Below are 19,834 nucleotides of genomic sequence, written 5' to 3' on the forward strand. Positions count from 1 at the left end.
CGATGATCGCAAGAACACCCCACCTGCCTGTAAAAATATTGGCGGCGATCATCTTCGTCCTCGGACCGACAGGAACACTCATGGCACAGGAACGCATCCAAATTTCCTCTGAATGGGGCGAGATGACTGCCGAACTGGCCGACAACGACGCGGCCAGATCGCTCCTCCGCATGTTGCCGGTCACAATCCAAATGCGTGATCACTTGCGTCAGGAAAAGACCGGCAATCTGCCCTTGCCTCTAGACGAAGTCGCGCGGCAAACGCATTTCTCAAGGGGGACGCTCGGGCTTTGGACTTCGGATCATTTTGTTATCTACTACAGAGACGGCCAAGTCCCGCAGCCCGGCATCATCATCCTTGGACAAGCGATTGGAGATGCTTCGATCTTTGATCGACCTGGACCCGTCACTGTGCGTATCAAGCGTGCGCAATGAACACCCTCGTGAGGCGCGACGGGAGCCCGAATATGACCAGCTGTATTTGTCCGTCTTTTCATGCCGTCGTTGTGTCGGACGCTCCCTCCGAGGGCCACAACTGCCCCCCGGTTGAGCCGATGTCGGCTCCTGGCCCATCAGCGAAGTCGTGGCGCGCCATATTGAGGTCCGCTCAGCGAGGCATGGCGGACTGGATTGCTCAGGTTGAGCTCTTCGCATTTTGACCCGAAGCGGACTCAACGAGCCGTTCGCGCGATGTAAAGGGTATGTTCCCGCAAAGAAAACGCGCGGTGTGTGCCGTCCGGCAACGAAAGATATTTAACAAGTTCCTTCCAGGGCGAGACCGGGACCGAACACGTCCGCCATGGATGGCCAGACCACCGCCAACCCATTGCGACCAGCCGCAGTTCCGATAATGTGCTCAGTGATGGATCACGCAACCCCAAACCTTCCCTCGCGAGACTTCGAAATAACTGCGAAGTTCTACGAGGTGCTCGGCTTCACGGAAGGCTTTCGTGATGAGGGATGGATGATCCTCAAGTGCAACAGCCTTGTTATGGAGTTCTTCCCCGATCCCACCGTCGATCCAGCGAGCAACGGCTTTAGCTGCTGTCTGCGACTCGACGACTTGGATGCATTTTATACAAGCTGTACTGCGGCAGGAATCCCTCAGACCCACACAGGTGCACCACGACTGCATCGGCCGGTAGTGGAGGATAGTGGCCTCCGGATCGGAGCTCTGATCGATCCGGACGGCACGTTGCTTCGCCTCATCCAGAATCCGAAGTAAACGGCAGATGAGGTCGGCTTATGGCCCGTAGCTGACCTTCACGGCGACGCCCGCCGACGGCCGTTTCTGACCCTTTGCCAGACCTCAGACGCGCAGCTAAAGTTGGAAGAACTCCTACAGTCAGAGCGCTGGATGGCAATAGCAATCAACGTACGAGCCGATGGGGAATCCTCTAGCTACGTTGAGCAGCTATGGGATCAGGTTGGGGCATTCGAGGACGAACCCTCGATGCGCACTCTCGGCTACCGGCCACATTTTACGTTCGCGATCTATGACTCTCCTGCAATTGAGGAGGAGACCGCACGGCAGGCAATGCTGCTCGCAGCGACGAGCGAAGTGCAACTCCGAGTCGAGTTTAGGCGCGTTCGATGGTTCGTAGGGCCGCCCCTTGTCCTTTGGCTGGAGCCTGTGGATGATGCAGCCCTCAGGAGGTGGCACGCTTCGGTCAGCGCAGCTATCGACCCAGCCTATTGCCGGCTCCATTATCGACCGGGCCAATGGACACCTCATTGTACGCTTGGCACCCGCATCATTGATGGAAGGCACCATGACGCCATGGCTTTCGCTGGCTCGTTCGACCGAAGTATCTCGGTGTTGTTTGACGTTGCGGACTGCGTCGTTTTCCCACCCGTGCGGGTAGTTGCAGAACAGAAGCTGCCGGCGTCGTGCGTGCCTTAGGTATGAGGACCGCTTATGGCCCGAAGGCGAAGATCGCCATCGTGTCCGCCGCGTCGGCAGTCGAGGCCAGACCGGACATCGGAAAGAAGCAAGCAAATCGACCCGAATGACCGAAACCGGACGATGAGCTTGCCCGCATTTGAGCCCCATTGTGGGAGTTCACTTGCGCGGTTCTCCTATCAATGGATGCGCAAATGAGAATTGCGGTAACGCTGTTGCTTGCAATCGTGCCTTGGTCGGCTTCGGCAGAGATAGGGCAAAACGAGAAGCTGCGTGAGATCATTACCAATCTCAAAGCTTGTGTCCGAACGCACGCACCTGAGGTTCAGGAGCCCGCCGACAAGGTAAGCGGCAATGCCGTCGACTACTTCATCAAAGTGTGTAGTCCTCCCCTAGCTGATCTTGACCCTGCAAAAGTGGGCGCTGCCCCTCCTGGCGTACTTCGAGTCACGATTACAGAAGAGTGGAACACCATCGAGGGAGAGACACGCACACGCTGAGGGTCAACGGCCTCGCTCTCGAATGTCGCCTTTTGGCCCATTGCTGACCTGCGGCGCGCTGCCGCTCGAGTACCGCTTGTGACCCTGGCTGTGTGAAAACGCCGTGCCTGCTATGATTCCCGCGCTGAATCGGTGGGGGCTGGCATGGCTCGTTTCATTCAAGGAGCTGATCGCGGGCAATCTACTTTGTTGCCGGAATGCCTGGACGACTGGGTTGCAGATGACAATCCGGTTCGCGCGATCGACGCCTTCGTTGCAGCCCTCGATCTGGCTGAACTTGGGTTCGGTGGCGTTGAGCCTGCCGGCACAGGTAGGCCGTCGTATCATCCGGCCGCGCTTTTAGGGCTCTACATCTACGGTTATCTCAACCGTGTCCATTCGAGCCGCCGGCTTGAGCGTGAAGCTGGCCGCAACGTCGAAGTGATGTGGCTGCTCGCCAGGCTTGCGCCCGATCACAAAACGATTGCCGATTTCCGCAAGGACAATGGTCCCGGCATCAAAAAGGTCTGCGCGCGCTTCGTCGAGGTGTGCCGCAAGATGGGCTTGCTCGCGACAGCCAGCGTTGCGATCGACGGCAGCAAATTCAAAGCAGTCAATAATCGCGATAAGAACTTCACGCGCGGCAAAGTCGAGCGGCGGCGCACGCAATTGGAGGAGAGTGTTGCGCGCTATCTCGCTCAGCATGGATCGCATGCGTCAGATGCATCGCCAGATGGGCCGAATGATGGACCAAGATGACGATCATCGACCTATGGGCCAAAACTGGCGTCGCGACGATGATTACATGGACCGGGGATACCGGTCGCCGGGCCGCGGCGAAGGCCGATATGAAGGAAGGCATTATGGGGAAATGCAGCCTTATCCTCGCGTCAAGACCTGCATCGAGTATGAAAACGGTGACGAGTTCTGCCGCTATCGGGATTAGCCGATAGGTATAGCGTGCGAGCCTCACCAAGCTGCGGCGACGGCCGCCAATTGTGAATCGCCATCGCACAGAAATTCGTCGTTAGCTGGACCTTTGTTGATGTACGCGGGTTCCTCAATCAGCATCGGATATGTTTGCTGAGACGGAGTAACACGCGTGACTTTCGGCAGCCGGGTCAGGCGCAGGATCGAGAGGCTTGGACCTTACCAGTCACTGGCTCTCTCCCCATGTGCACCGTGGAGCCTGCCAAATTATTGGCCGTCGCTCTCGTCGGAGAAGGTCACTGGGTGACCGGCACGGTGATGATCGTGCTGGCTTATGCGCTGAGCTGGCTTTCGTTCACCGGCTCTTCGTGATCGTGAAGCCCAAGTTGCTCAGGCTGCTTGTGACCCCCTCCTGACAGTGACTAAGGCCAGTCCTCCATGCGGCGCCATGAATGAAGCACCTGGCGTCTTGACCTGTTCATTGTGAAGTAGTGGCCGCCGCCCGCCGGCTGATCGTGCACGCGATTGATCTCGACATTGGCGTAGTGGCAATAGAGAAGCGTCCCGACCGCCCCATGGCCAACAAAAAGGACGTGGCCTTCCTGACGTCGGCCGAGCACGGCCTCGGCTTCGCGCACGATGCGGTTTTGGGCATCTATAGCACGCTCCCATCCGCGAATGCTCTTGTCTGGGTGAGCAAAGAAATCGTCGGCAACGACTTCGAATTCTCTGGACGGAAGGAAGCCAGTGGCCGAGCGATCATTCTCGTGCATCGCGTCGCGGATTTCGAGACGTACACCAAGAGACTGCGCAATTGGCGTCCCCGTCTCGAAAGCCTTCTTCTCTGCGCTTGCTACTACTTGTGTTGTTCCCCGCAGCCATCCAGCAGCCGCCATGGCCAACACACGTGCACGGCCCACGTCGCTCAGTCCCCACGACGGTACAGCCACCTTAGGATCGACCAGCACCTGCGGGTGGGTCAAATAGCGAGCCAGCGTCAGCATCCGGATAGAATGGATGATGCCCTTCGGGACGGCAAGAGGCCTGAGCCGAACGCCATGTACCCGTTTCCATGTCGGTTCGGTAATCGGACATTGGCCCTTGTTGCAGGTCCACCGCCGCCTTTGACCCGAAGCGGGTATTTTCGGCATTCTACACACATGGATCGACATCCTGCATTCCGGCGATAGGCGCGGGTGTCCCGAGCCTCGTTCCGTCACCGCGCCAAGTCACGAGGGCGACCTTTGGTGCTCGAGTCCGTCCGGACGTCCGCCCCGCGCTTCCCGCAGGCGGAGCAGACGCAGCGCTCCTCGATGTCGCTCAGCCGGAGTTCGTCCGACCATTTGTCGGCGATGACCGCGACGTGATGGCCGCCATGGCGCCAGACCATGACGCCGCTTAGGCGCATCTCGCCCAGCTCGCCGAAGGTGATCTTCTGCGGTCGCATGCCGTCATCAAAACGCGGCTCGGTGCCGAGCTGCAAATTATGGATGGATAGGGGACATCCGTCAGCAGCGAGGTACTGCCTGTCGTGGGTGTGGATAGGCTTGACGCGGGGCTACCCTCGAACGATCGTGTCCACTCTCAGGCACGGCAGGCACCTGTAAGCATACACTGCTGGGAGGTTCAAAATCCCCGGCAGCATCGCAAGATAATCCATTGGCCGCCTGCATTTGCTACAAATGAGGATCGGTGGGCTGCCCCGCTCCTTGCTGCGCTTCATCCGAATTAGTCCCGAAAGCCGGGCAGGGTAGTTCCATCCAGGCGGCCGCGCACCTCCGGTGGAGTACCGGGGTTTATCGGAAGTTGGCACATCCAATCAGCTAGCTAGACGACGCGGCCGTTTTGGACGTACAGCTTGGCAACGGGAGTTCTGGCGCTATTTTAGAAGCGCTGCACGGCAGGGGATTTGTTCGCGTTTGCTACCGGCTACGCGCAGCCCGGGCGCCCCTAGTGGGGGCGCTTCACGATGATTGGTGCTCCTACTGCGTTTATTGCCTTACGATGGCCCTTGCTGCTGCCGTCTTATTCGCCGCCGGCACGAATACTGACGCGAGTCGTCGAAGCCAATCGCTTCGAGCTCACCGCAAATATCGGTTGAAGCGCCGGCCTAAGGGGATTGACCTTGTTTATGCGGCTCGCTGTCATAATCATTCTCGCCGCGGTGCTCGCGGTGCTCGCCGCTTGTTCGCGCGAAGACGACGTAACCGGGTCGACAAACGCTTGCGCTGCAAAGTTATACTCTGTGTTTGACCCGAAGAATTTGGATCAATGTGTCAACGCCTGCATCAAGTGCGACCACGGGGTGATGACGACGTGCTCGACGTCTTGCCGTTTGAAGGGAGCCCGCTAGAACGTGGTTCATCTTTGGGACAACCGCGCGAACTCCATTAAACTGACTGACGCCAAGCCAACAGCCGCGGTGCCCGTGATCAATCTCATCAGTACGACGAACTCTGCGCCGACTTAGCGGGGCAATATTGCTTCACGCGTTTCGCGGCAGGGGGTTCCGATAGGCGGGGCCGGCATCCTGCTTGGTCGCGACACCATGCACCGCCACGTCGTGCTGCACCTTGGCCTGATCGTCGGCCGGTGCCGCGCTTCGCCCATTGAGAGGCCGTCTCCGGTGTCCGCTTCACCACGGCGTCGCAATGTCGCTCCAAAGGCGTTGCAGACCCCGAATGCACCCGATGGATCGTCGAGCCCGACCGATCGCAGTTTGATGCTGGCCTGGATTTGCCTCATAAGACGCGCGCCGCCGGGGCGGCCCAACAAGGGGAGTTGTTTCTATGAGAATGTTTGTGCTCGCGTTGCTATCGCCTGTCGCTCTCGGCCCGATCACCGCCCAGGCTGCCGACCTGGCGTCGATCCGTATGCCAGCAAAGGCTCCGGCCATCACCCATCAGGTGGGCAATTGGACGGGCTTCTATGCTGGTGGCAACGTGGGTTATGGCTGGGGCAACTACGGCGCTTCAAACGTCATCGGGACTTTCGTGAACGCGAACGGCGGATCGGCCCCATATGGCTTCAACACTGTATCTGGCAACGGCAATGGGATCACCGCCGGTATCCAGACCGGCTACAACTGGCAAATCGAGCAGACGGTGCTCGGCATCGAAGCTGATTGGCAATATCTTAATTCCAAGGCCACGATCGGCGATTCGGCTATTGCCGTTCTCCCCGCCATCGGTGGCAATTTCAACGGCAGCGCTTCCGTCAGCACCGATTGGTATGCGACGTTCCGCGGCCGAGTGGGTTATGCGTTTGGGCCGGCTTTGCTCTATGCTACTGGCGGTATAGCATTGGCTGACGCCAAGTTGAGCGCGAGTGCTACGGGCAGTATCCCGACCAGCCTTTTCCCGCTTACCTATGGACCGTAAGGCTCCATGAACGCTTCTGACCGCGCCGTCTTGGTGGGCTACGTAGTTGGCGGGGGCCTCGAATATGCCCTTGGTGCAGGTTGGTCCGTGAAGGGCGAGTATCTGCACATGGGCTTCGGCACGAACGGCTACAACTTAACCGGCTCCCTTCGATCGCCGGCCGGGCTAACTGGCGTCATCACAACTCACGTCGACGTCAAGTCGAGCTTCGACATCGCCCGTGTCGGCGTAAACTATCGCTTCTGATCGGCGGGTCTCAAAACGTGAATCGGGGGGCCTCAGGCCTCCTGCTCACGGATCGCACGTAATACGACGTCACTGACGTTTCGTCGAGATCGAACGATCGATCGTAAACGATCAGGCGATGACCTGTCGCGTGTCCTAGCTGGCCTGCCGAACAAGGCTGAGACGGTTGCAATGTCGGCTGTTGGATGCAGACCGGAAACGGCGCCGCACTTGCCCCGACCGCCGCTTGTGACCCATAGCCGACTTCGTCGTCCGTCATGTTGGGGTTTGGGCGCGGTACCGGCTGGCGTGCTCGGTGACCCCTGATGGACGACACTGCCGGTCGCATTATCGTGCTGCTTGACCGGAGTTTCCACTGGAGCGCGAGACCGTTGCTTTTGACTAAAAGCGGATCTTTCCAACTGGCGCTGCAACTAGGGTTCCGCTGTTCGCTCCAACGTTTTTCAGTCCAGAAGACTTCCGTGCTACCTTAGGTATAAGGCAGCAGCTTGGGTGCTTCTATCGCGTTTGGAGAATGAGAATGCCGCAATTTACCGTCAGCGTCTGCTTCTGCGCTCCGGGCAAGAATTGGCACCAAGACACGTCGCGAGACGTAACCGCCACGATCACCGCAGGCAACGGCGTGCAAGCCGTGATCGCGGTTCTCGAAAATCTTCAGTTCGACGACCGCGCTGAGCTAGTGCACTTCATCCATGTCGGCAGCCAATGAGCAGTGAGAAGGCCCCTCGCAAATCGAACTCGGGCGTGAAGAACGCTTCCCAGCGTCAGGTGAGAGTCCACCGTCAGCTGCACTGACTTCCGTTTATGGCCCGTTCGAGACATGCCGGCCCAATCTGACCACGTCCGGTTTTTCGGCTGGACCGGAAGTCATCGCCGTAAACCGAGGCGATTGACCCATAGCTGTCGTCGATCCGCGAATTTTCGGGAACACACCTCAGAAAGTCGAAGCGTCGCGACCTAGTAGGTTTTTAGCCAAAGCCCGCCCTTCTTGCGAGCGCGCTGCACGCTCGTGTGACCGGCCAAGTTATGAAGTACGGAAACTTCGTCGTTTGGCATTCCCATCGCATTAACGATGCCGCTGGGAATAAGCGGCAATGTGCGGACTGCAAACTTCGGTTTCAGCAATCGCGTCCATTCTACTACCGAACAGGACATTCAGGCCGTGCCGAAGTTTGTAAAGTCACCATTAACGATGATAGCGCTGCTGCTCGGCTTCACGCTTGCGAGCTTTTGGGCCATGATCACCTGGAAGGCCATGCAGGAAAGAGGGCTCGCCTTCGCTAAGGCCGGATCCGAGACCCAGGCGCTCACGCATTCTCTCGCACAGCACGCCTCAAAGAGTATCAACGCGGTGGCGCTCGCGCTGTTCGGAGCGGGCCAGTACATCCGGCATTCCGACAAATCCGCGCGTGCGTCGGCCGAAATCAACGATCTGCTTGCTCAATACGCGAAGAACATTCCTCAGGCGCGCGAACTGGGAGTGCTGGGGGAGACCGGCGACTGGATGTTTTCTTCGTTTGAAACCGTGCCGGCAGTCAACAACGGCGATCGCGAGTATTTCCGCTACCATCAATCCAACCCTGAAGACGCGGCGCCCCGCATCAGCGATCCGCTGATCTCCCGCGTCACGGGAAGGCCCACCCTCCTGATGACCCAGCGGCTGGCGAATGCCGACGGCTCGTTCGGAGGCGTGGTGTTCGCGGCGATCGATCTTGCCTATTTCAGGTCTTTCTACCAAGGGTTCGAAGCGGACCAGGACCGCACCGTCACGCTCATGAAGACGAACGGCAAGGTTCTCGTCCATCGCCGCGACGATCAGGTCGGCAAGGACGTCGCGGGAAGCTCGCTGTTCGTGAGCCGCCTCAAGGAGGCGGGAACGGGCCTGTATTCCATCGTGTCGCCTTTTGATGGCCGCGTGAAGCAATTTGCCTATGAGAGGGCGTCCGATTTTCCGATCGTGATCAGCGTCGCGACTCCCGAGGACGCTGTTTTGGACGCTTGGCGCCGAGATCGGAACTTCGATCTCCTGCTAGGCGGCGCAGTGTCCACGATCCTGATCGCTCTGGGGCTGGTATTGGCCAATCAGATCCGTAGACGAACGGTGATGGCTAGATTGCTGCGCGAGCGAGAGCGTGGATACAGGTTGCTCGCGGAAAACGTGGAGGATGTCGTTACCCGGTTCGATCAGACCGGTCATAGACTGTATATCTCCCCATCGGTGGAGAAGCTCCTCGGCTGGACGCCCTCGGAAGTTTTGCAGCAGCCCGCCTATTCCAACATCCACCCGGCCCACCGGGATCTCGTGAAGAGTCTGATTGCTGAACTCGGGCGGCAGACACCGACGGGAACCGCGGAGTATCTGACGCGCTGCCGCAACGGCAACTACGTGTGGGTCGAGACCCAGATGAACTATGTCGATGATCCGGACGAGCCCGGCCCGGAGATCATCGGCGTGATCCGGGACATCTCCAAGCGCAAGGCTGCCGAGGAGCAACTCGTCGCCGCAAACGAGCAACTCAAGGCGCTCTCCGAAACCGACCCCGTCACTGAGATTGCGAACCGGCGGCGATTTGACCGGTTGCTAGATGCCGAATTCAAGCGGTGTCAGCGTTCCGGCTCGCCGCTTTCCGCGCTGTTCATCGATATCGACAAGTTCAAGTCATTCAACGACACCTACGGTCATTCCGCTGGCGACGACTGTATCCGGCACGTTGCCAAGGCCATCGCGTCGTGCCTGAAACGGCCTGCCGATCTGGTTGCGCGCTACGGTGGCGAGGAATTCGCGGTTCTTCTCCCCGAGACAGCGTCCGGCAATGCCGAGTCGGTCGCCGAGGCAATCCGTCAATCAGTCGCCGACCTCTCCATTGCGCATCAAGGAAGCCCCGACGGGTGCATTACGATCAGCGTCGGGGTGGCAGGGGGCAAGTGCGATGCGAGAACATCCCCGGCTTCAATGCTGGCTGCGGCCGACGGTGCATTGTATTTGGCCAAAGAGCAGGGGCGCAACCGGGTCTGTGCTGCAGCCGAAACACCCAGCATCAGGCTGGTGAGACCCGCCGGTTAGCGTCGGATTGGTAGAATTCGGCCAAATGCTCACCGCGCGAGCTCAGGTGAGCAGCGCCTCCGTAGTTTCACGACCAGGATGCTTAATCGTTTCTCATCGCGACTGCAAATCAGTTCGATCAGCCTGATCCTGTACTATTTCGGTGGCTTCATGAGGTCAGCTTCTGGCCCGAAGCCGCCTTGAAGAAAGGGGCAGAGCATGTCCGCTCTGCCCAGCTAGTTCAGACGTCGACTTGCTCCGCTATTGCAAGCGCATCGTCGACTTCAATTCCTAGGTATCGGACGGTGCTCTCGATTTTGGTGTGCCCCAGAAGCAGCTGCACCGCTCGCAAGTTGCCCGTGCGCTGATAGATAAGGGTCGCTTTTGTTCGACGGAGCGAATGCGTTCCGAACAGGTGAGGATCCAACCCTATACCGGCCAGCCAGCCCGATAATAAACGCGCATATTGCCGAGTGGTCAGGCTGCACCCGGGGCCTCTACAGCCGGTGAACAGACGATCGCCAGGCTTCTTGCCGGTTGCCCTCAGGCAGTCATCGATCGCTTGACGGGTAGACTCTGTAAGTTCGAACTTTACCGCCCGTCCAGTTTTCTTCTGGCGGACGCTTGCTCTATCGGCCGCATACCCGCTTGATGCCACGTCATCGACTTTCCGGCCCACCACGTCGCACCCACGAAGCTTGCTGTCGATTGCGATGTTGAACAACGCCAGATCACGGATTCGTCCCTCAACCTGGAGCTTCGTCCGGATAGACCAAACGTGCTTCGGCCGGAGTGGCGGCTTAGCGCCAACGACCTTACCCTTGTTCCACGGGATGCGCTTTTGGACGTTCTCTGCGGGATTTGAGACATCGGATGATGACCTCCTCAGTTGATGAGGCTGGTCACTTTCGAACTCTCTTACGTCGGCTTTCGGACCATAGGAGGCGTACTTAGGTCCAATTCGATGGACTAGAGGTCGTAATTTGACCCGAAGCGGACTTCCTGTATTCATGAGATTGAGCATTTGGCGCGGCGTATTGGACGCAAGATTACGTGTGATGCTGGCGGCGCCGGTCATGATCAGAAGTAATCAGCTGAGCATGCCGCGATAGAAAGCTTCTTATTGGGGCAGTGTTCCCCTGGATGCAAGACGCTCGATCGTGTCGAATATTGCGGAGTCTGAAAACGCCGCGCGCGGAACGAGCATGAAGTGTCCCTCAAGCGTGGCTATCTGAAACATTCCTAAGAAATCGAGTTCGTCGAATCGCGCGCGATCGATTTTATCGATTTGAATGCGTCGCCGCATTCCGAGAAGGCTGAAGGTCAGGCTGTGTACTTCAGTAGTGACCGCGATCGTTGAGAGTACAAAAGAGATCGCGCTCGCCAGCAGAGCTGCCAGGATCCAGAGCCAAGCCTCCTGAGCCTGACCCGCTGCCGACAAAGCCGCAACGGCGCCGAATAGTGCGAATCCGGCTCTTACTGAAAAAAACAACCAGCTGTCAGGCTTGAAACTGGTTTTTTCATTCATCCTCTGGACCCCCGCTGAGGACCGCTTGTATCCGTATCTTCATGAAGCATCCGATCGCATGCGCAGCATGATTCAGATGTCGCATGCAGGCTTAGCGGCATATGTGAGTCCTTGGTGACCAGTTTAAGCGCGACGAAACTGTCTTCCTAGCGGGCACTCCGCAGCTTCTTCAAAGCCTCAAGCCGCCCCTGTTCAGTTCATTCGGCAATGAAGACGTAGGGGTGGTGCGATCACTTCTGGAAACGAACATCATCCGCAGATGCGGAGTTGGGTTCATCTTTTTGCTGAAAACGCCCGCAGCTCCATTCCCCCGAACAATTCATCAGACCTCTCACAGCAACTTAACAATGGCTTCCTGTTTCTATATATTATAATATATCTGATCGCAAGGAGCCCTCAATGAATACTGGAAACCCGTTGATGTCCGTGGTTCACCGACACAAGCGGTCAATGCTCGGTCATCTACCAACGCCATTGGAATCGCTCGACCGAATGGCCTCATGGCTGGGCGGCCCGCGCATCCTGATCAAGCGCGACGACGCGACCGGATTGGGCATGGGAGGCAACAAGATCCGCGCGCTTGAGTACCTGCTGCCGGACGCGCTTGAGCAGGGTTGCGACCTTTTGCTGACTGCCGGCGTCATTCAGTCCAACTCGGTCCGCCAAGTAGCTGCGGCTGCGGCAAAGTTAGGCCTCGATTGTCACTTTGCGATGATCACAGACAGAGTTCCGGGCGTCGACTCTACATATCGACAGACCGGAAACATCCTCCTCAATTACCTTTACGGCGCTACTCATGAGCCCATGAAGATGCGGGAAGATCGCGTTCATAGGCTTGGAGAAATTGCTGCTCGCTTCCGAGCGAACGGCCGTCGTCCCTACGTGATTCCTTATGGTTGCGCGAACCGGCTCGGTGCAGTCGGATATCTCAATGCAGCTCTGGAGATTTCTGAACAGGCCCGGGCAGCCGGGCGGCAACTGACGCACATCGTCCACGCAAGTGGGACGGGCGGGACGCAAGCCGGGCTGATCGCCGGTTTCGCCGCTCTTGATCTTGATATTGAAGTGATTGGTATCGACGTGGATGCTGATACCACTGGGGTACGTTCGCGAGTCGAGATCATCTTGCGAGAGCTCGCTCGGGAGCTGGACCTGAATTACGAGCACTTGCTACTGAAGGTCATCGTGGATGGGCGCTTTTCGGCCGGAGCCTACGGTATGGTGGACGACGCCACGCTCGAAGCAATCACAGCGGCAGCCAAGTTTGAAGCCTTGGTGGTCGATCCGGTTTACTCGGGCAAGGCACTCGCTGGGGTCATTGGTCTTGTTCGCGAAGGTCGGTTCGCGTCAACCGACGAAGTTGTTTTCCTTCACACCGGCGGCACACCCGCCATTTACGCTTATCGAAGGCTTTTTCCTGAATTCGCGACGCTTTGAACTGCCAAAGATGGATGTCTTTGCCGGGAAGCAGAAGATCCTAAGATGAGAAAACCCGTGAACAATCTCCCGCCTAGAGAGCTCGGAAGTGCCTTTTCGCAGGCGGAAGCGGCGCATCCAACTGCAAGTGCATTTGCAACCGAGCGGGTTCGTGAGGCTATCCTCAATGGCGACATCCAACCGGGCCAGCGGCTGCAGCAGCATTCACTTGCAGCTAGACTTGGGCTGAGCCACGTACCTCTGCGGGAAGCATTCTTCCGTTTGCAATCCGAAGGCTTCATTACCATCAATCCACGCAGAGGTGCATTTGTTGCTCAACTTACGAAGGCTGATGCAGAAGAGATTTTCGAATTGCGAGCTAATCTCGAGGTGGCGGCGCTGCGAGCTTCAATACCGAAACTCTCGCCGGAGCAACTAATCGTAGCAAACGATATTTGTGTCTCGGCAGACGCAATTCATGACTATGCGAAGTACGGTGAAGTCAATTGGCAATTCCATCGGGCACTGTACATAGCCTGCCAGAGACCACGAACGCTTTGCCTGATCGACACTCTCTGGCGCAACGCGAGTCGCTATTCAATGCTGCTGCGCCATCGCGATCCATATTTGCAGAAATCCCAGCAGGAGCATTGGGACATTCTGGAAGCGGTAAGCCGCCGCAGTTCGGAGCAGGCCTGCAAGCTTCTCAAGGCGCATGTTGTAGTGGCTTCCAAGCGCATTGTCGCACTTCTAAAATCATAACTCCCGCCTCTGCGAAACCGTAGGCCCGGCTGGGCTACCGTAAGGCGGTCGAGTCTAAGGGATTTATAATCGGTCTGAAAGGCTTTCGAACCTGATTGATTCGGCGATAAGCTGGCCGTGTGACGCCGGCAACAGTGCACGAACAAGAACTTCCCCCCTTTATGGTGGCAATCGGCGCGTCCGGCGGCGAGGGTCTAGGGGACATCAAGGACCTCCTTGCTGCCTTGCCCGCTGATTTGCCCGCAGTCGTGCTGGTAGTGCTGCATCGTCCTAGTGATCAGATCAGCCGTCTGAAGGAGGTGCTCTCCCAGGGATCGCAAATGCCGGTTTTCATTGCCGAGCATGGCGATCGGTTCCGTGCCGGACGGTGCTACATCGGCGAACCTGATGCTCATCTCACGCTGGCGGCAAAAAGCAATGTGCGGCTGGTGGAGGGTGCCGGCGATAGGCACCGCAATCGGACAATCGACATTCTCTTCGAGTCGATCGCTGCTCATGCCAAGGTGCGGGGGATTGGCGTAGTGCTGTCGGGCTTGCTCTCAGATGGATCGCGGGGGTTGGAAGCGATTGCACACGCTGGCGGAGTGACCATGGTGCTTACCAGGGACGGAGTGGCTGAGCCGGGAATGCCCCAGAATGCGGTCGCTTATGACGGCCCAATCGATGTGCTTGGTTCGGCGGCAACGATTGCTCGTGAGATCATCCTTCGGGTGGGAGCTTAGAGGCCGAGGGTGATTAAGCACATGCGATGCTCGGTAGTTTTTGGAGAACTTGGCAAACACCCAAGGCGCCAATTGCCCGTGCGGCTCAGCTTTGCAGTCTAGTCTGCTTCTTTAAGTTGGAATAGCGAGCTTCGACTGATGCCTGGCTACGGCCAACATCTGCTGCAATGTCGCCGAAAGACGCTCCGCTCGCCCGCATCTGTAAAAGCTTTTCTTCGTCTTCGGCGGACCAAATCGCCGAACTTCTGGGAGCCGCGGTTCGCACCATTCCAACCCTGCTACTATTTTTGCGCTGTCTAAAGGTGACCGCTATCACGCAAGTTATGGCAGCTGTCATTCCAAGACAACCGCTTACAGGTTGGGCAGTCGTACGCGCGCACGCCGGATCATAAATATCGATAGACGAGTTGGCCTCATCTCTTTGGAGGTAGCATTCCGCTGTTAGGCCATCGCATCCGGCGCGGCACCGGGACGGCTGCTACGCGCGATCTAAATCGACAAGATATGCCAGGACCAAGTCTTCCGTCTGAGCTTGGACAGATGCGTTTCGATAGATGGCAATCTCGGCTTCGTCAGCTCTGCGAACTGTCAACTTAGCCGTCGAGGAGCAAAGCGGGAGGCCGTTTGATGTAATCGTGGTCAAGTCATTACGAACCCAATCCTCTTTGCATAACTCGAATGCTTCCCGAAAATTCTTTGCCTCGAACGCGAACGTAGGTTTGCCGTCAATGTCCATCGCGAATACCGAGCCCGAGAAAACAGTCATTGACACTCACTTTTCATCAGTATCGCGTTTCGCTTCGCTTCACATTGGCTCACGACCGGCGCATTTGGCCGAAGCGTCCAGCCACAGGTGGCCTCTTTTGGCCGCAAGCAAACGCCCGCTCGTGGGCCCGTTGCTGACTTTTGCTTACGGGCCGCGATCTCTGCCTTCAGGAGATAAGCCGATCTCAGTCAAGTAGGTGTCGAGATCAGCCTTTGACCCAGAGCGGAATTTGGCCTGATTCCCATCACGCGGTCCCGCCTCTATGGAGTCAGTTGCTGGCCTCAGCCATGTGCCGCATCGCCCGCCTCCGACAGCCAGATTAGGTCCCCCTTGGCACGCCTCCTCGCGGAGCCTTTGGGACTAACCCAGAAACAGCTCCGCACGGAATTTAGTTTGCCAAATGGGAAACCTTTATCTATAGTTCTCCACATGGAGAACTATCCTCGATCATCGCTTGATGCAGCCTTCCACGCTCTCGCCGACCCCACCAGGCGGGCAGTCGTCAGCCGACTTACGAGGGGGGGCCCTGCACCCGTCAAGGAACTAGCGGAGCCCTTCGATATGGGACTGCCGGCCTTCATGAAACATCTCCGAGTCCTTGAGCAGGATGGTCTGATCAGTTCCGAAAAGATCGGCCGTGTCCGCACGTGCCGGGTCAATACCGAGCGGCTGGCGGCTGCCGAATCGTGGCTCTCCGAGCAACGTGAGCTTTGGCAGGCGAGAACAGATCGGCTTGCGAAGTATGTCGAAACGCACATGTCAGGGAGCATTGAAGATGACGCATAAAGAATCTGAACTCACCATTACCCGAATGATCAATGCGCCGCCGGCCGTCGTCTGGAAAGCATGGAGCACGCCCGAGCATCTGGCGAAATGGTGGATACCCGCGCCCATGGAATGCAAGGTAATAAAGCTGGATATCCGCCCGGGTGGCGGATTTGAGACGCTAATGCGCGAGGGCGGCGGCGAATTTCAACCACATGTCCAAGGCTGTTTTCTAGAAATCATTCCCGAAGCCCGCCTGGTTTTCACGACGGTCCTGACGGAGGGTTGGCAACCGGCCGAACCCTGGCTGGCCTTGACAGCGATCACAACTTTTGAGTCAGAAGGAAGCGGCACCCGATACTCGGCACATGTACTGCACAAAAATGCTGCGGACTCCCGAAAGCATGAAGAGATGGGCTTCCACGATGGCTGGGGGACCACGATCGAGCAACTCGCGGCATTTGTCGAACGATTGAAGTGAACGGGCGACGAGGACGCGTAGAGCAAGTCAGGCCGCGCCGTTATCCTTTCGGCTCCGAGTGTCCAAGGCCGTTTTTCTTGCTTCAAAGGGACCCGACTCGGGCTCGCCATTAACGTCGAAGCGACTGAACGAAAGCCTCACTTTCCGAACAGTGCATGAGTCCGGAAGTGGCCGGTAGGTGAAGATGGCGGCGACATTCAGCACGACCGTAATCGGGGCCAGACCGGACGTGGCGCGTTCGCGGCCAAACCGACGCTTATGACCCCAAGAGGACATTGAGGTTCGCGCAGGTCGCGGTTCGTCACCCCGGCTGCCGAGTTGTTCGGATGCGATGCCGGTACCGACCCGCGGACCTGATTCAGCCGTGCAAAAATCGTTGCGTTGGATGGAACAGTGAGTAAATTATTGTGCATCACAGTAGCGCCCATGAGTGCTGGCATGGCGGAGTATCGCCTCTATCGCTTTGATAAAGAAGGGCACATTCAGGGCCCCCCCGTGATCGTCGAGTGCGAAGACGATCACGCTGCCGTTGTCCAAGCCAAGCAATATGTGGACGGCGTCGCAATACAGGTGTGGGACCGCGCCCGTCGAGTAGCCATACTGCCCTCCGTAGATTGAGGCCACCTCAGTTTGCGGGCCGCTTTTTCTGAGATTAGGGGGTGACTTTGCCGCCCTCCCGCGGAACCAAATGGCGCGCCATGCGTTTTGGTGGGTTCGGCGGGCCTCAGGGGCGTCCGCCCATGTTCATTTCGTTAGGCGAGGCCCGCCTCGGGCCGTCGCTCCTCTCGCCCCCGAGAGCCGAGCGCCTCATGTCAAACGTCGAAGAATTCCCGTTTTCCGCGCGCCAAAGGCCCACGGAGTTCGAGGCGCTGGTCGCGGCCGGCCACGCCGCGCTCGATGCCATTCCCGGCGCTGTCTATCTTTGTGACGCGGACGGATTGCTCGTCGCCTACAACACCGAGGCCGTGGAATCTTGGGGGCGAACACCTGACCCTGCCAAGAAGGAGCGCTTCTGCGGTTCGCATCAGCTCTACCTGGTCGATGGAACTCCGCTTGCCCATGCCGACTGTCCGATGGCCGCGGCGGTTCGTCTGGGAACGCCTACGCGCAATGCCGAAGTCATAATGGCACGGCCGGATGGCTCCCGCTTTTCGGCCCTGGTCAACATCCGGGCGTTGCGCGATCATTCTGGCGGCATCCAAGGTGCCATCAATTGCTTCCAGGACATCACCGGACGCAAGCAGGTGGAGGAGGAAGTCCGCCGGAAGACGCAGGATCTGGAGGACTTTTTCGACAACAGCGCTGTTGGTCTTCATATCGTCAGCGGAGAGGGGATTATCCTTCGCGCCAATAAAGCCGAATTGGAACTGCTTGGTTACGGGCCCGAGGAGTACATAGGTCGCCACGTCGCTGAGTTTCATGCCGACGCGCCGGTGATCGGGCATATCCTTCAGCGCCTTTCATGCGGCGAGCCGCTCGATCGTTATCCCGCGCGGCTGCGGGCGCGTGACGGCTCCATCAAGCATGTGCTGATTACGTCGAACAGCCGCATTGTCGAGGGCAAGTTCGTCAACACGCGCTGCTTCACCACAGATGTCACTGAACTCCGTATTGCCGAAGAGGCACGGAACGCTAGTGAAGCCAGGCTCGCGGCAACTTATGAGGCCGCCATCGTCGGCATCGCTGAGACCGATCAGAGCGGGCGCTTCTTGCGGGTGAATGATTCCCTCTGCCGCATCGCGGGACGCTCGCGCGACGAATTGCTCGGAATGACCTTCTTCGACTACACCGATCCCGACGACCAGGCGGAGGATGCCGAACTGTACGTCCGGCAGGTCCGCGGCGACATCGAGAACTACACCACCCGCAAGCGGGCATTGCGGCCCGATGGATCCGTGCGCTATCTCGATATATTCAGCTCGTCGGTGCGGGATTCGGGAGGCCGCTTCCTTTATGGCGTGCGCGTTGCCCAGGATGTCACCACCACCAAGCAGCTGGAGGACCGCCTGCGCGAGGGCGAGCAGCGGATGCGCGATCTCCTTGAGGCGTTGCCGGCTGCCATCTACACGACGGACGCCGAGGGCCGCATCAATTTCTTCAATCGGGCCGCGGTCGAGATGGCGGGTAGGACGCCGCAGCCGGGCGACGAGTGGTGTGTGACCTGGAAGCTCTATTGGCCAGACGGCACGCCGTTGCCACACAACGAATGCCCGATGGCCATCGCGCTGCGCGAGAACCGTGAGGTCCGCGGTGCCGAAGCCGTGGCCGAACGCCCCGACGGCAGACGCGTACCATTTATTCCTTATCCGACGCCCCTGCGAGACGCCGCGGGCAATCTGGTTGGCGCCATTAACATGCTGGTCGATATCAGCGAGCGCAAGCGCGCCGAGAACGCCCAAAAGGTGCTTATCGACGAGCTCAACCATCGTGTGAAGAACACTCTGGCCACCGTGCAGTCGCTTGCGAACCAGACGGCTCGCCACGCGGGCGACCTGAAGGAATTTCTGCCGACGTTCACTGGACGGCTGCTTGCACTGGCCCGCGCGCACGACCTGCTCACCAGGCGAAACTGGCAGGACGCACCTTTCGAACAGCTGGTCCACGACGTCGTCGCTCCGGTGTCAGGTGGACGGGTGGTGACAGACGGGCCTCACGTCGATCTGGACGCGCGCAGCGCACTGAGCATCACCATGGTGCTGAACGAGCTTCTGACCAACGCCGCGAAGTACGGCGCACTCTCGGTGCCCGATGGGACTGTGTCCTTCACCTGGCGGCTTGGCCCCAACAAACTGTCGCAAAGCGCGGTGGAATGCGAGTGGCGCGAACGCGGCGGCCCCCCGGTTTCGCCACCCAAGCGGCGTGGCTTCGGCACGCGACTGATGGAGCGGTGCATAGAGCATGACCTCGCGGGCGAGTTCGATCTGGTGTTCGAGCCGGAGGGCACCCGCTGCCGTATGGTGTTCCCCCTAATGCTTGCAGCGTCCAATGGTTGAGCTGTCTGGCGCCAGGGTTCTCCTGGTCGAAGACGAGGGCTTGGTCGCCCTCATGATTGAAGACATGCTCGAAGAATTGGGATTGAAGGTGGTCGCCTCGGCCGCCCACGTGCCAAAGGCGTGCGAACTTGCCGCCAGGGCATCGTTCGATCTGGCGCTGCTTGACGTGAACCTGGCAGGTGAACGTGTCTTCCCGGTAGCGCGCATCTTGCGCGACCGGAAAATCCCTTTCCTGTTCAGCACCGGTTATGGCGGACCGCCGCTTGAGGAGGAGTTCAGGCATGCGCCCGCAATCGGCAAGCCGTTCTCTATCGAGCAATTAAACGAGCAATTGCGGACGATTCTGGCGCTCCCGCAGAAGCGCGGCTAGCCTCACTTCACCGGAGAGAATCCGCTAGAAGAACAGGGATACCCGGCGACC

20 protein-coding genes and 1 pseudogene are annotated in these 19,834 nt (G+C 58.5%); 17 read left to right on the forward strand and 4 right to left on the reverse strand.

Annotated features, from left to right (window positions below):
- Positions 1-2: 2 nt before the first annotated feature.
- From IVB40_RS08770 to IVB40_RS08790, 5 genes and pseudogenes are all read left to right on the forward strand, one after another.
- Complete coding sequence (locus tag IVB40_RS08770) at positions 3-434, forward strand: cyclophilin-like fold protein (RefSeq protein ID WP_247818618.1); 432 nt, start codon at positions 3-5, stop codon at positions 432-434.
- Between the two features lie 424 nt (positions 435-858).
- Positions 859-1,224: a bleomycin resistance protein gene (locus IVB40_RS08775; RefSeq protein WP_247443056.1), complete on the forward strand. Its 366-nt coding sequence runs from the start codon at positions 859-861 to the stop codon at positions 1,222-1,224.
- 228 nt (positions 1,225-1,452) lie between these two features.
- Entirely contained in the window at positions 1,453-1,902 is a 450-nt protein-coding gene (locus tag IVB40_RS08780; RefSeq protein WP_247819508.1) for a 2'-5' RNA ligase family protein, read from the forward strand.
- Positions 1,903-2,096: 194 nt separating this feature from the next.
- Positions 2,097-2,402, forward strand: coding sequence for a hypothetical protein (locus tag IVB40_RS08785; RefSeq protein WP_247818619.1), 306 nt, complete (start codon positions 2,097-2,099; stop codon positions 2,400-2,402).
- A 144-nt stretch (positions 2,403-2,546) separates the two neighbouring features.
- Positions 2,547-3,077, forward strand: a pseudogene (locus IVB40_RS08790) (transposase); the annotation flags it as partial.
- Between the two features lie 656 nt (positions 3,078-3,733).
- Here the strand turns inward: IVB40_RS08790 and IVB40_RS08795 are convergent.
- Positions 3,734-4,315: a histidine phosphatase family protein gene (locus IVB40_RS08795; protein WP_247819509.1), complete on the reverse strand. Its 582-nt coding sequence runs from the start codon at positions 4,313-4,315 to the stop codon at positions 3,734-3,736.
- Positions 4,316-4,527: 212 nt separating this feature from the next.
- Positions 4,528-4,758 (reverse strand): hypothetical protein, encoded by a 231-nt coding sequence (locus IVB40_RS08800; RefSeq protein ID WP_247818620.1) that lies wholly within the window; start codon positions 4,756-4,758, stop codon positions 4,528-4,530.
- Positions 4,759-6,100: 1,342 nt separating this feature from the next.
- Here IVB40_RS08800 and IVB40_RS08805 point away from each other — a divergent pair.
- The 4 genes from IVB40_RS08805 (at position 6,101) to IVB40_RS08820 (ending at position 10,001) form a co-directional block, all read left to right on the forward strand.
- Complete coding sequence (locus IVB40_RS08805) at positions 6,101-6,691, forward strand: hypothetical protein (RefSeq protein ID WP_247818621.1); 591 nt, start codon at positions 6,101-6,103, stop codon at positions 6,689-6,691.
- A gap of 6 nt (positions 6,692-6,697) precedes the next feature.
- On the forward strand, positions 6,698-6,937 hold the full coding sequence (locus tag IVB40_RS08810; RefSeq protein WP_247818622.1) for a hypothetical protein: 240 nt from the start codon (positions 6,698-6,700) through the stop codon (positions 6,935-6,937).
- A 520-nt stretch (positions 6,938-7,457) separates the two neighbouring features.
- The gene (locus tag IVB40_RS08815; protein WP_247818623.1) at positions 7,458-7,646 is read left to right on the forward strand and encodes a hypothetical protein; all 189 of its coding nucleotides are present in this window, start codon (positions 7,458-7,460) and stop codon (positions 7,644-7,646) included.
- A 363-nt stretch (positions 7,647-8,009) separates the two neighbouring features.
- Positions 8,010-10,001: a diguanylate cyclase gene (locus IVB40_RS08820; RefSeq protein ID WP_247818624.1), complete on the forward strand. Its 1,992-nt coding sequence runs from the start codon at positions 8,010-8,012 to the stop codon at positions 9,999-10,001.
- 220 nt (positions 10,002-10,221) lie between these two features.
- On the opposite strand, the gene IVB40_RS08825 is transcribed toward IVB40_RS08820, so the two are convergent.
- Together IVB40_RS08825 and IVB40_RS08830 are read right to left on the reverse strand one after the other, a co-directional pair.
- Positions 10,222-10,815 (reverse strand): tyrosine-type recombinase/integrase, encoded by a 594-nt coding sequence (locus tag IVB40_RS08825; RefSeq protein ID WP_247819510.1) that lies wholly within the window; start codon positions 10,813-10,815, stop codon positions 10,222-10,224.
- 285 nt (positions 10,816-11,100) lie between these two features.
- Positions 11,101-11,508, reverse strand: coding sequence for a hypothetical protein (locus IVB40_RS08830; RefSeq protein WP_247818625.1), 408 nt, complete (start codon positions 11,506-11,508; stop codon positions 11,101-11,103).
- A 399-nt stretch (positions 11,509-11,907) separates the two neighbouring features.
- Here IVB40_RS08830 and IVB40_RS08835 point away from each other — a divergent pair, with 399 nt between their 5' ends.
- The 8 genes from IVB40_RS08835 to IVB40_RS08870 all read left to right on the forward strand — a co-directional run bounded on the left by IVB40_RS08835 (position 11,908) and on the right by IVB40_RS08870 (position 19,783).
- Entirely contained in the window at positions 11,908-12,945 is a 1,038-nt protein-coding gene (locus IVB40_RS08835; RefSeq protein WP_247818626.1) for a D-cysteine desulfhydrase family protein, read from the forward strand.
- 45 nt (positions 12,946-12,990) lie between these two features.
- Positions 12,991-13,686, forward strand: coding sequence for a GntR family transcriptional regulator (locus tag IVB40_RS08840; protein ID WP_247818627.1), 696 nt, complete (start codon positions 12,991-12,993; stop codon positions 13,684-13,686).
- A 119-nt stretch (positions 13,687-13,805) separates the two neighbouring features.
- Complete coding sequence (locus IVB40_RS08845) at positions 13,806-14,408, forward strand: chemotaxis protein CheB (protein ID WP_247818628.1); 603 nt, start codon at positions 13,806-13,808, stop codon at positions 14,406-14,408.
- Between the two features lie 1,195 nt (positions 14,409-15,603).
- Complete coding sequence (locus tag IVB40_RS08850) at positions 15,604-15,960, forward strand: metalloregulator ArsR/SmtB family transcription factor (protein WP_247818629.1); 357 nt, start codon at positions 15,604-15,606, stop codon at positions 15,958-15,960.
- Positions 15,950-16,420: an SRPBCC family protein gene (locus tag IVB40_RS08855; protein ID WP_247818630.1), complete on the forward strand. Its 471-nt coding sequence runs from the start codon at positions 15,950-15,952 to the stop codon at positions 16,418-16,420. The genes IVB40_RS08850 and IVB40_RS08855 overlap by 11 nt, the downstream gene beginning before the upstream one ends.
- 438 nt (positions 16,421-16,858) lie before the next feature.
- The gene (locus tag IVB40_RS08860) at positions 16,859-17,038 is read left to right on the forward strand and encodes a hypothetical protein (RefSeq protein WP_247818631.1); all 180 of its coding nucleotides are present in this window, start codon (positions 16,859-16,861) and stop codon (positions 17,036-17,038) included.
- 191 nt (positions 17,039-17,229) lie between these two features.
- A complete protein-coding gene (locus IVB40_RS08865) occupies positions 17,230-19,413 on the forward strand; it encodes a PAS domain S-box protein (protein ID WP_247818632.1) in 2,184 nt (727 codons plus the stop codon).
- Positions 19,406-19,783: a response regulator gene (locus tag IVB40_RS08870; RefSeq protein WP_247287504.1), complete on the forward strand. Its 378-nt coding sequence runs from the start codon at positions 19,406-19,408 to the stop codon at positions 19,781-19,783. The genes IVB40_RS08865 and IVB40_RS08870 overlap by 8 nt, the downstream gene beginning before the upstream one ends.
- Positions 19,784-19,834 lie beyond the last annotated feature (51 nt).

Source organism: Bradyrhizobium sp. 40 (genome assembly GCF_023100925.1).
Lineage (GTDB): Bacteria > Pseudomonadota > Alphaproteobacteria > Rhizobiales > Xanthobacteraceae > Bradyrhizobium.